The organism is Streptomyces solicavernae (assembly GCF_029968095.1).
GTDB classification, from domain to species: Bacteria; Actinomycetota; Actinomycetes; order Streptomycetales; family Streptomycetaceae; genus Streptomyces; species Streptomyces solicavernae.
Genome location: NZ_JASCIR010000046.1, coordinates 22,291 through 32,609, shown reverse-complemented (window position 1 = coordinate 32,609; position 10,319 = coordinate 22,291). Strand labels below are relative to the sequence as shown.

The window sequence follows — 10,319 nt, the reverse complement described above, 5'->3', positions numbered from 1 at the left end:
AGTCTCGATCAGGACGGCGGTCTGCACCGTCATGTGCAGAGAACCGGTGATCCGGGCGCCGGCCAGCGGCTGGGCGGCCGCGTACTCCGCGCGGATGGCCATCAGGCCGGGCATCTCGTGCTCGGCGAGCGTGATCTCCTTGCGGCCGAACTCGGCCAGGGACAGGTCCGCGACCTTGAAATCGGTGAAGTCGGTGGTGTGCGTGGAGTCGATGGTGTCGGTGGAGGCGGTGAACTCAGCTGGCATGGAGGCTCCTTGAGCTGTTCCGTACGCTGCCGTGGATGTCCAGGGCGGCCGTGGACCGGTTGAGGGTGATGTAGTGCAGGCCGGGGGCGCCTTCGGCGAGCAGGCGGTGCGCCATGGCGGTGGCGTGCTCGACCCCGATCCGGTACGCGTCGTCGGGCCGCTCGCGGGCGGCTTCGAGACGGTGGGCCAGGTCCTCGGGGAAGGCGGCGTCGGAGAGTTCGGCGAAGCGGCGGATCTGGCGGACGTCGGTGGCCGGCATGATCTCCGGGATGATCGGGGTCGTACAGCCGGCGGCGGCGACCCGGTCGCGCAGCCGCAGGTAGTCGTCCACGTCGAAGAACATCTGGGTGATGGCGTAGTCCGCGCCGGCGCGGCACTTCGCCACGAAGTGCCGGATGTCGCTGTCCCAGTCCGGTGAGCGCGGATGCCGCTCGGGGAAGGCCGCGACGCCGACGGTGAAATCGCCCAACGAGCGTACGAGTTCCACCAGTTGGCAGGCGTGCGCGTAGCCGTCGGGGTGCGCGGTCCAGGGGCCCTTGGGGTCGCCGGGCGGGTCGCCGCGCAGCACCAGGACGTCGCGCACTCCGGCGTCCGCGTACTGCCCGACGATGTTGCGCAGTTCGGCCACCGAGTGCCCGACGGCGGTCAGATGCGCGACCGGCCGCAGCGTCGTCTCCGACACGAGGCGTTGGGTGATGTCGATGGTGCGGTCCCGGGAGGAGCCGCCCGCGCCGTAGGTGACGGACACGAAGTCGGGTGCCAGCGGCTCGATGCGGCGGATGGCCTGCCACAGCGTCTGCTCGCCCGCGGCCGTCTTGGGCGGGAAGAACTCGAAGGAGAACGTCGTCACCGGCGGCCTCCCGCGTTGAAGTAGCTCGCCTCCGGGTGGTGCAGGACGATCGCGTCGATGTCCAGCTCCTCGCGCACCCGCGCGTGCCAGGACTCGGCGAGCGCTTCGGCCAACTGGACGGACAGGCCGTGGAGTTCGAGGTAGTCGCGGTACGAGTCGGCGGCGAACAGGGCGCCCTCGTCGAGCCAGGAGGCGTACTCCTTGAGCTGGATGCCCTTGACGACGCGGGTGCCCCGGAACGGCGGCTCCGGGACCGGGTAGTCGACGCACACGTCGGAGCGGACCGGGCCCTCGTCGGGGCGCTCCCAGCGCTGCCGCCCGGTGGACCCGGTGAACTCGTCGGCGACCTCGCGGGCGATGCGCGCGCCCGACTCGGACAGCTCGAAGGCCCGCTCCGGGATGTCGTACTCGCCGAGGGCCGCGGAGTTCGCCGGGTCCTGCGCCTGGAGCATCGTGCCCATCGCCCCGTCGGCCACCACCACACGGGAGGCGAGGGCGGTCCGCAGGGCTGCCGCCCGGGCGGTCATCGGACACCTGCCAGGGCCGGGGCGATCTCGTCGGAGGCCGCCTGCCCGTAGGCGTGTGCGGCGGTCGCCAGCAGGGTCCCGCCGTCGGCGTGGTGGGACTGCGAGCCGACGGCGGCGAGCGCCGTCGACGCGACGACACAGCCCAGGCGGGCCGCGGCGGTCACCGGCAGTCCCTGGGCGAGGCCCGCGAAGAAGCCCGCGCGGAACGCGTCGCCGACGCCCGTCGGGTCGGCCACCCGCACATCGGGGACCGCGTCGACCGTGACCGGCGGGCGGTCCGCCTGCTCGATCCGCACCCCGGCGCTCCCCAGCGTGGTGATCCAGGTGCCGACGCGCGCGAGGACCTCGTCGCGGGACCAGCCGCTTCGCTCCAGGAGCAGCGAGGACTCGTACTCGTTGGTGAACAGCCAGCGGGCGCCGTCCGCCAGCTGCCGTGTCTGCGCGCCGTCGAGGCGGGCCAGCTGCTGGGACGGGTCGGCGGCGAACGGCAGGCCCAGGTCCCGGCACTGCTCGGTGTGGCGCACCATGGCCTCGGGGTCGTCGGGGGCTATCAGGACCAGGTCGGGGCGGGACCCGTCGGAGCCGAAGACGTCGCCCAGGTCGATCTCGCCGGCCTCGGCCATGGCGCCGGTGTAGAACGCGGCGATCTGGTTGGCGTCCTCGTCGGTGATGCACAGGAAGCGTGCCGTGGCCCGCTCGGTGGAGATGCGCACGGCGCTCGTGTCGACGCCGTGTTCCTTGAGCCAGACCTCGTACTCCGCGAAGTCGGTGCCCGCGGCGCCGATCAGGAGCGGGGTGAGGCCGAGGCGGCCGAGGCCGAACGCGATGTTCGCCGCCACGCCGCCCCGGCGCACTTCCAGCCCATCGACCAGGAAGGAGAGTGAGACACGGGCGAGTTGGTCCGGGATCAGCTGGTCCACGAACCTGCCCGGGAAGATCATGAGATGGTCCGTGGCGATGGATCCTGTCACCGCGATACGCACGTGAGCTCCTGTACTTCGTGTGGTGGTCGGACGTGACGGCTGCTCAGTCGGACGTGACGTCTGCTCAGATGCCGGCGGCGGCCTTGAGTGCGGCGGCGCGGTCGGTCTTCTCCCAGGTGAAGTCGGGGAGTTCACGCCCGAAGTGGCCGTACGCCGCGGTCTGCGTGTAGACCGGGCGGAGCAGGTCGAGGTCGCGGATGATCGCGGCCGGGCGGAGGTCGAAGACCTCGGCGATGGCCTTCTCGATGACGGTCTGGGCGACGGCGGCGGTGCCGAAGGTCTCCACGAACAGGCCGACCGGCTCGGCCTTGCCGATCGCGTACGCCACCTGCACCTCGCAGCGGCGGGCAAGGCCCGCGGCCACGACGTTCTTCGCGACCCAGCGCATCGCGTACGCGGCCGAACGGTCCACCTTGGACGGGTCCTTGCCGGAGAACGCGCCGCCGCCGTGCCGGGCCATGCCCCCGTACGTATCGATGATGATCTTGCGGCCGGTGAGGCCCGCATCGCCCATCGGGCCGCCGGTCTCGAAGCGGCCGGTCGGATTGACGAGCAGACGGTAACCGTCGGTGTCCAGCTTGATGCCGTCCTCGGCCAGCCCGTCGAGGACGTGCCGCACGACGTGTGCGCGGATGTCGGGCGTGAGCAGCGAGTCCAGGTCGATGTCGCCGGCGTGCTGCGAGGACACCACGACGGTGTCGAGACGGACCGGGCGGCTGCCCTCGTACTCGATGGTGACCTGGGTCTTCCCGTCCGGCCGCAGGTAGGGCACGGTGCCGTCCTTGCGCACCTCGGTCAGGCGGCGGGAGAGGCGGTGCGCCAGATCGATCGGCAGCGGCATGAAGCCCGGCGTCTCGTCGGTCGCGTACCCGAACATCAGCCCCTGGTCGCCCGCGCCCTGTTGGCCGAGCTCGTCGCCGCCGTCCTGCGCGGTCCGCTTCTCGTACGCGGTGTCGACGCCCTGCGCGATGTCGGGCGACTGGGCGCCGATGGAGACCGAGACGCCGCAGGAGGCGCCGTCGAAGCCCTTCTGGGACGAGTCGTAGCCGATGTCGAGGATGGCCTCGCGCACGAGCGTGGGAATGTCGGCGTAGGCCCGGGTGGTGACCTCTCCGGCCACGTGCACCTGGCCCGTGGTGATCAGGGTCTCCACCGCGACGCGGGCCGCCGGGTCCTGCGCGAGGAGCGCGTCCAGGACGGTGTCGCTGATCCGGTCGGCGATCTTGTCGGGGTGTCCCTCGGTCACGGACTCCGAGGTGAACAGGCGGCGGGACATGGCTCTCCAGTCGGTGGGGTGGGGTGGGGTGGGGTGGGGTGGGGTGCGGGTGGGTTGGGGGGCGGATCGGTGCGGGTTGCGGGGCTCGGCGATGCCGATTGCGGGCCTCGGCGCGGTGTGTGGAGTCAGTCGGTGCCGCGGAAGATCCACGGGTCCGGCAGCTCGCGCTCCTCCCCCGCCAGCAGTGCGGGCCGGACGACGGCGGGGTCGGCGGGTACGGCCGCCGGACCGCCGGGTGCGGCGGCTGCGGGGACCAGGGAGGCCTGCTCGGGGCGGGGCTCGGGGCGGGGCTCGGGGCGGAGTGTGCGTATCAGGCCGGCGGGAGCGTCGGGCACGGGCTCCGCGTCGCGGTCGAAGAGGCAGTACTCAAGGAAGCCGTGCTCGAAGGTGACGATGCTCATGGTCTACCTGACCTCCGTCTGTCGGTGACTGATGCGCTCCGAACGGGCTCACGGGGCCGGCGGCGGGGGCCGGCGGCCGGGGCGGACGGAAGGAGCGGGCTCAGGGCGCGGTGACGAGCCGGCCCGTGGGCCGGACGGGGGGCGCGGCGTCCCTGGCGAGCAGGCAGTCCTCCAGGAAGCCGAGCGCTTTGAGGTGGTACGTACGGGCCGCCCAGCCGAGGCTGAGGTTGTGCCCCGCGTCGGGCTGGTGCGCGATGACGGCGGTGGTGGCGAGCGGCTGCCGCAGCGCGGCCACGGCCTCCTCGTCGAACCGCCACCACTGCTCCTGCTCGGCGAAGGTGAAGCGGACCGGTATGCGGATCCGCTGGGCGATCTCCGGGTACATGTGCGGCCACAACGGCCCTTCCTGCGCCTCCGTCTCGGGTACCGGGGAGATCAGCCGGCGCCCGTCGCGGAACGCGTCCGGCGGGTAGAGCCGGAGCGGGCCCCAGTGGCGCCGCCAGTCCCCGTGCCCGTCGACCCCCGGCAGCTGGTGCATGGGGACGGCGAGCCGGTTGCCGAGGCCGGAGATGTCCAGGCCGAGCAGGGTGCGTCCCCGTTCCCGGGACGCGGCCGCGAGCGCCAGCTTCCCGCCGTTGGAATGGGCTACGAGGAACAGTCCCGCCCCGGTGTCATGGGCGGCCGCGAAGGAGGCGAGCGCGTCGTGCAGCGTCTCGGCCTGCTCCACCAGGCCCTGTCCGCGGGGCAGTTGGGCGGCCGAATCTCCGTAGCCGGGGCGGTCGAGGGCGAGGACGGTGTAGCCGAGGCCGGCGCCGAGGGTGAGCAGGGAGAGGCCGGGACGCACCTGGCTGTCGAAGTACCCCGCCCGCATCCCTCCCCCGTGGATGGCGACGAGGACGGCTCGCGGCGGTCCCGGCGAGGCCTCGGCGAGCAGGCCCGACAGGGTGATCCCGCCGGCGTCGAGGGTGATGGCGTGGGCCCTGGAGGTGCTGGTGCTCAGCAGATGCGACATGTGGTCCGTGGCTCCAGGCGGTAGTTGGTCTCCGTACGCCCCTTCCTGCCTGGTGGCGGCCGGCCTCACCGTTTGACGGCGGTGGCCCGGTGCCAGGCGGGGCGGCGGCGTACCAGGCAGCAGACGGAGGCCCGCCGCGGCGAGGGGCGCGGGACCGGCGGGGCGGCTCCTGCGGGCGGCCCGTTGCTCACGGCCGCCCGCATCAGCGGCCGGCGTCCGTGCGCCAACTGCGCGGCGTGCTGGGGACGTTGCGGCGTTCCAGGCGCCGCCAGCGCGCGGTGCGGGGGCAGTCCTCCTCGGTGTCCTCGCCGGCATCGGTGAGGGCGGTCACGCGCGAGAGGAGTACGGCGGTGAGTGCGGCGAGTTCGCAGGCGTCGGGGGTGCCCCGCTCGATGCGGAGGAACGTCTCCGGGCCGGGGGCGTCCACGGCATCGGTGGCGGGGGTGGTGGTGCCGGTCGTAGAGGTCATGGCGTGGTCGTCTCCGTGGTGTCGGGTTCTCGCGTGGGGACTCCGGTACGAGTGGTCTGGTACGAGCGGACGGGTACGAGTGGTCGGCTACGAGTGGTCCGGTACGAGCGGTCCGGTACGAGCGGTCCGTGTCCTGCGCCCGGCCCCGCCCACCGCGCACCGCGCACCGCACGCAGAACGGCGCTGTCCTCGCCGCGCGCCTGCGGGAACAGGTGCGGAGGGCGGGAACAGCGCCGTTGGGAGTGGCGGGGTGGAAGAGGGGCGGACGGTGACGCCTGGTCAGGCGGCGGTCGGGCCGAACTGTCCGGTGAAGCGGCCGGTGAACAGGTCCGCGCCCTTGTACTCCGAGACCATCTCGGCCGCGGCGACGAACGGGCCCTCGGGCGAGGGCAGCTGGCCGACTCCGCCCTTGGGGCCGAGCGGCAGAAGGATCATCGGGAAGGGCAGCGGCTGGTAGGTGGCCGCGGGCTGCTCGCCGTTGATCTGCGCGATGATGTTCTTGGCCACCACCTCGGCGTGCTGCATCGCGTAGCCGGCCATCTTGGCCTCGTCGACGTCGGTGATGTCGCCGACGGCGTAGACGTGCTCGTACCCCTTGACCTGGAGGGTCTCGGTCACCGGGACCTGGCCCTGCGGGTTGCGGGTGGTGAGCTTGCCGTCGGCGAGGTAGTCGCTGTTGGTGGTCGTGCCGTAGGCGCGGAACCAGATGTCGGCGGTGATCTCGTCGCCGCCGGTGGTGGTGGCCGTGAACGCCTCGGACCTGCCGGCCTCGGTGCCCGGCGCGTTCACCGTGGTGCCGAGCCGCACCTCGACGCCGAGGGCGTCGAGCTGGCGGCGGAGGTCCTCGACGACCTCCGGCTTGAAGCCGGGCAGGAGTTCCGTCGCCGGGGCGACGACGGTCACCTGCTTGTCCGGCCAGACCTCCTTGATCTCGCCGGCCAGTTCGAGGCCGACGGGGCCTGCGCCGAGGATCAGGACCTTGTCGGACTGGGCGAGCTCCTTGTGGGAGCCGCGGAAGTCATCCAGGGCCGCAGTGACGGTGTCGGCCGCGGGGTTGGCCGGGTAGGCGTAGCTGGAGCCGGTGGCCAGGACCACGTAGTCCGCGGCGACGCGCTCGCCGGAGGCGAGGGTCACGCCGTCCGCGTCCACCGAGGCGGCCTGGTCGCGGATCACCCGTCCCTTCGTGACCAGCGTCTCGAAGGGGAAGAACATGTTGGGCGCCCATTCGGGCTGGGTGATGGCCCGCAGCGAACCGGCCACGTTGGCAAAGGCGTCCCGGGGGTCGATGAGGACGACATCAGCCTCGGACTCCAGGGCCTTGACGACCGCGGCGCCGCCGTAGCCTCCGCCGACGACAACGACATTACGACTCATGATTCACACTCCAGAGACCAAGAAACTTTGGGTTCGCATCACGAACATAGCTAGTTCGCGGCACGAATCACAACACCGGGCAGGGTGAAGAAGTACAAATCTTTGTTAAGTGGATACAGGCCAGGTCAAGACAGCTCAAGGCAGTTCAAGGGAGTTCAAGGCAGCTCAAGGCAGGTCAGGGCGGCTCCGGGCAACCCAGGGCCGCCCTGACCGGAATACGGGAGGGTGGGGAAGTTCTTGCCACGAACTAACTTGTGAATCCGTGTTATCCTGCCCGCGTGGGTAAGCCCGATGACACGATGGGAATTGCGTCGGCCCTGGTGCGGGCCGCTTTTCTGGTGAATTCCGTGTACGCCAGGGCGGGCCGGGAACACGGCCTCACTCCGCAGCAGGGCCAGCTGTTGTGCGTACTCCTCGCCCAGCCGTACGGCATGAGTGAGCTGAGCACGATGCTCGGCCTGGCCAGATCCAGCCTCAGCGGCCTGGTCGACCGCACGGCGAACAACGGCCTGGTCCGGCGTGAGCCCGACCCGCGCGACCACCGTGCTGTCCGCGTGGCGCTGACCCGGCGGGGCGCCCGCCTCGCCGAGCGCTTCTACGCCGATGCCTGCCGGCGTATCGAGGAGCTGCCCGCGGCCCTGGCCGGGAACGAGCGCGACCTGCTCGCCGGTCTGCTCGCCCGCGTCGTCCTCGACAACAAGGTCCCCGTGGTCTTCACCGGGCCGGACCCCGCCCGAAGCTGAGGGCGGCGCCGGGCCCATGACGGCCCGTCAGGCCGCGACCAGGCGCTGCGTGTAGGCGAGGGCCGCCGCCTCGAACTGCAGCGCGGCGTGCGAACCGGCGCCGTGCACGTCGCGCCAGATGCGCTGCATCGCGTGGGACGCCGCCTGACCCCGGGTGCCGGTGACCCGGAACAGCCGGTCCACCGCGCCGACCAGGATCTCCACGGCGAGCGTGCTGTCGCGGTGGCTGCGCTCGGCCGCGCCTTCCTCGGCGAGCAGCCCGCTGTCCGCCGTCGCGGCGACCCGCGAGAGGAGCAGCGCCGCCGCGTCGATCTCCCCCGCCGCGCGGGTGAAGGCGATCCGGCTGGACTCCCGGGCCGCCGCGCGGGCCTTGGTCGGCTGCTTGGCGAGGTGCTCCTCCACCAGGCGCAGGGCGCCGCGGGCCGCGCCGAGGATCGGTGCGGCGAAGGTGAGTCCGTTGACCGCGAACAGCGGCGCGGCGTGCACGGCGGACGACGGTCCCGGTTCCACCCCCGGCCGCACTGCCCGTTCCGGTTCCGGTTCCGTTTCCGGTTCCGGCAGAATCCCCTGCCGCATGTCGTCCCAGAGGAACGTGCGGCTCTCCGGCACGAACGCGCCGTCCACGGCCAGCGTGTGGCTCCCGGTGGCGCGCATGCCGAGCGTGTCCCAGGTCTCCCGGTACGTGAACGAGTCCTTGGGCACGGCGAAGACCCGTACGGAGCGGTCGCCCTCGCGCGGTGGCGCCGAGCTGACCAGGGCCCAGTCGGCGAACTCGACCCCGCTGACGTACAGCCAGGTGCCGGAGAGCGACCAGCCGCCGTCCACCGGATCCGCGGTCACCCCCGCGGCGACCATCGAACTGACGCAACGGGTGTCGGCGCCCTTGGACCACACCTCCTGCCGGCCCTCCGCGGGCAGATAGGCGGTGAAGCGGCCGTTGTACGCCCACAGCGAGGCGATCCAGGCGGCGGACGTGCAGCCCTCGCCGATGGCGGCCACCGCCTGCGTGACCGTGTCGAACGTGGCGCCGGCGCCACCCCACCGCTGCGGGGCGAAGCTGCCGGCGAACCCCGCCGCCGCCAGGGCAGCGACGGTGTCGGGGGCCAGGCTTCCCGTCGTGTCGGCGGCCGGTGCGCCGGCCGCGGCGAGGTCGGCGGCGGCCCTCAGGGTCTCGGTGTCCCGCCCGGTCACGGCCTCGCTCATGACAGCCCCCGGATGTGTTCGAGACGGCAGAAGTACAGTTCGGCGGTGGTGAAGGAGTCCAGCGGCGAAGGCTCCTGCGGCCGGTCGAGGAAGGCCTTGAAGCTGTCCTCGTCCTGCCACTGGGCGTACTTGACGACATGTTCGCCGGAGAGCCCGCGGTGCACGGCGTGGTTCACATAGCCGGGCGTCTCACCGAGCGCCGGGTCGTCGTGCGTCATCTCGCGCACCACCCTGGCCTGGTGCCGCGGCTCGGACCTGACCACGACGGCCACGGTGAACCAGGGCTTGTCCACGGAGAGTTCGACGACCGGCTGCCAGGTGTGCACCACCTCGCACGGCACGCTGTCCATCCGGGAGAACGTCTGCGCCTCGCCGAACCGCTGCCGGGTGGCGGACTCGGCCCTGAAGGCGTCGTACGCGTCCTTGCTCTCCCACTGCGCGTAGTTGACGACCGAGCGCCCGTCGGTGCTCGGGTGGAAGTTGCCCGAGACGAGGCCCGGCTGGGTGTGGGCGGGCGGCAGGCCGCGCCACTGGTCCATCAAGCGGCGCTGTCCCTGAGGGCCGTCGGTGTGAAAGATGTTGAACAGCGTGAAGTAGCCGTCCTCCACCCTGATGGAACTCATGTGCTTCCCTCTCTGCTGGGGTCAGGCGGCGTACGGCCGCAGCGTGCGCGCGTCCTTGAGTGCGGCCGCCCACCACTGCAGCTTTTCGAGCATGACCTTGGCGGGTACCGCGGCGTCCGGTGCGCGCAGCGTGCCGTCGTCGCCCACGTGCTGCCAGACGCCGTGGAAGCTGACCGTGTCGCGGACGGTGGTCGCGTGCAGCTCGGCGAAGACCTGGCGCAGTTGCTCGACGGCCCGCAGGCCGCCGGACAGCCCGCCGTAGGAGACGAACCCGACCGGCTTGGCCTGCCACTGGGTGCGGTGCCAGTCGATGAGGTTCTTCATGGGGGCGGTGAAGCTGTGGTTGTACTCGGGTGTGATGACGACGAACGCGTCCGCCGACTCCAGGCGTTCCGCGAGGGCGGCGAGACGGCCGCCCTGCGCCGTGCCGGCGGCCTGGGTCAGCGACAGGGGCAGTTCGACGTCGGCCAGGTCCAGGACGTCGACGTCGTACATCGCGCACGACTCGGCCTCCTCGACGAACCAGCGGGCGACGGCCGGGCCGGTGCGCCCCTCACGGGACGAACCGATGATCACGGCGAGCCGCAGGTGTTGCTCGGGCATGGTGTTCCT

At 72.0% G+C, this 10,319-nt stretch carries 12 protein-coding genes and 1 pseudogene; 1 reads left to right on the top strand and 12 read right to left on the bottom strand.

Annotated elements, in window-relative coordinates:
* From QIS99_RS29880 to QIS99_RS29835, 9 genes and pseudogenes are all read right to left on the bottom strand, one after another.
* Window positions 1–246, bottom strand: a 246-nt coding sequence (locus tag QIS99_RS29880; protein WP_282516850.1) for an adenosylhomocysteinase, incomplete at its 3' end; no start/stop codon positions are given.
* Entirely contained in the window at window positions 236–1,096 is an 861-nt protein-coding gene (metF, locus tag QIS99_RS29875; RefSeq protein WP_282516849.1) for a methylenetetrahydrofolate reductase [NAD(P)H], read from the bottom strand. The genes QIS99_RS29880 and metF, both read right to left, overlap by 11 nt.
* 65 nt (window positions 1,097–1,161) lie before the next feature.
* Window positions 1,162–1,401 (bottom strand): annotated as a pseudogene (locus QIS99_RS29870) (hypothetical protein); the annotation flags it as partial.
* A gap of 218 nt (window positions 1,402–1,619) precedes the next feature.
* A complete protein-coding gene (locus tag QIS99_RS29860) occupies window positions 1,620–2,606 on the bottom strand; it encodes a carbohydrate kinase family protein (RefSeq protein ID WP_282516848.1) in 987 nt (328 codons plus the stop codon).
* 64 nt (window positions 2,607–2,670) lie between these two features.
* Window positions 2,671–3,882 (bottom strand): methionine adenosyltransferase, encoded by a 1,212-nt coding sequence (gene metK / locus QIS99_RS29855; RefSeq protein WP_282516847.1) that lies wholly within the window; start codon window positions 3,880–3,882, stop codon window positions 2,671–2,673.
* Window positions 3,883–4,007: 125 nt separating this feature from the next.
* Window positions 4,008–4,283, bottom strand: coding sequence for a hypothetical protein (locus QIS99_RS29850; protein ID WP_282516846.1), 276 nt, complete (start codon window positions 4,281–4,283; stop codon window positions 4,008–4,010).
* Between the two features lie 100 nt (window positions 4,284–4,383).
* Complete coding sequence (locus QIS99_RS29845; protein ID WP_282516845.1) at window positions 4,384–5,295, bottom strand: alpha/beta fold hydrolase; 912 nt, start codon at window positions 5,293–5,295, stop codon at window positions 4,384–4,386.
* 202 nt (window positions 5,296–5,497) lie between these two features.
* Window positions 5,498–5,764: an acyl-CoA carboxylase subunit epsilon gene (locus QIS99_RS29840; RefSeq protein WP_282516844.1), complete on the bottom strand. Its 267-nt coding sequence runs from the start codon at window positions 5,762–5,764 to the stop codon at window positions 5,498–5,500.
* Between the two features lie 279 nt (window positions 5,765–6,043).
* A complete protein-coding gene (locus QIS99_RS29835; protein WP_282516843.1) occupies window positions 6,044–7,138 on the bottom strand; it encodes an NAD(P)/FAD-dependent oxidoreductase in 1,095 nt (364 codons plus the stop codon).
* Window positions 7,139–7,437: 299 nt separating this feature from the next.
* On the opposite strand from QIS99_RS29835, the gene QIS99_RS29830 reads away from it, so the two are divergent.
* Window positions 7,438–7,881, top strand: coding sequence for a MarR family winged helix-turn-helix transcriptional regulator (locus tag QIS99_RS29830; RefSeq protein WP_282516851.1), 444 nt, complete (start codon window positions 7,438–7,440; stop codon window positions 7,879–7,881).
* Window positions 7,882–7,908: 27 nt separating this feature from the next.
* Here the strand turns inward: QIS99_RS29830 and QIS99_RS29825 are convergent, their stop codons facing one another.
* From QIS99_RS29825 to QIS99_RS29815, 3 genes are read right to left on the bottom strand one after another with little or no spacing between them, the layout of a single operon-like run.
* Window positions 7,909–9,084, bottom strand: coding sequence for an acyl-CoA dehydrogenase family protein (locus QIS99_RS29825; protein WP_282516842.1), 1,176 nt, complete (start codon window positions 9,082–9,084; stop codon window positions 7,909–7,911).
* The gene (locus tag QIS99_RS29820) at window positions 9,081–9,707 is read right to left on the bottom strand and encodes an antibiotic biosynthesis monooxygenase (protein ID WP_282516841.1); all 627 of its coding nucleotides are present in this window, start codon (window positions 9,705–9,707) and stop codon (window positions 9,081–9,083) included. The genes QIS99_RS29825 and QIS99_RS29820 overlap by 4 nt, the downstream gene beginning before the upstream one ends.
* Window positions 9,708–9,728: 21 nt before the next feature.
* Entirely contained in the window at window positions 9,729–10,310 is a 582-nt protein-coding gene (locus QIS99_RS29815; RefSeq protein WP_282516840.1) for an NADPH-dependent FMN reductase, read from the bottom strand.
* Window positions 10,311–10,319: the final 9 nt, after the last annotated feature.

Excerpts from the sequence above, each read along its gene's own strand:
- metK (WP_282516847.1), bottom strand. The coding sequence starts at position 3,882 with ATGTCCCGCCGCCTGTTCACCTCGGAGTCCGTGACCGAGGGACACCCC.
- QIS99_RS29850 (WP_282516846.1), bottom strand. The coding sequence starts at position 4,283 with ATGAGCATCGTCACCTTCGAGCACGGCTTCCTTGAGTACTGCCTCTTC.
- QIS99_RS29845 (WP_282516845.1), bottom strand. The coding sequence starts at position 5,295 with ATGTCGCATCTGCTGAGCACCAGCACCTCCAGGGCCCACGCCATCACC.
- QIS99_RS29840 (WP_282516844.1), bottom strand. The coding sequence starts at position 5,764 with ATGACCTCTACGACCGGCACCACCACCCCCGCCACCGATGCCGTGGAC.
- QIS99_RS29835 (WP_282516843.1), bottom strand. The coding sequence starts at position 7,138 with ATGAGTCGTAATGTCGTTGTCGTCGGCGGAGGCTACGGCGGCGCCGCG.
- QIS99_RS29830 (WP_282516851.1), top strand. The coding sequence starts at position 7,438 with ATGGGAATTGCGTCGGCCCTGGTGCGGGCCGCTTTTCTGGTGAATTCC.
- QIS99_RS29825 (WP_282516842.1), bottom strand. The coding sequence starts at position 9,084 with ATGAGCGAGGCCGTGACCGGGCGGGACACCGAGACCCTGAGGGCCGCC.
- QIS99_RS29820 (WP_282516841.1), bottom strand. The coding sequence starts at position 9,707 with ATGAGTTCCATCAGGGTGGAGGACGGCTACTTCACGCTGTTCAACATC.
- QIS99_RS29815 (WP_282516840.1), bottom strand. The coding sequence starts at position 10,310 with ATGCCCGAGCAACACCTGCGGCTCGCCGTGATCATCGGTTCGTCCCGT.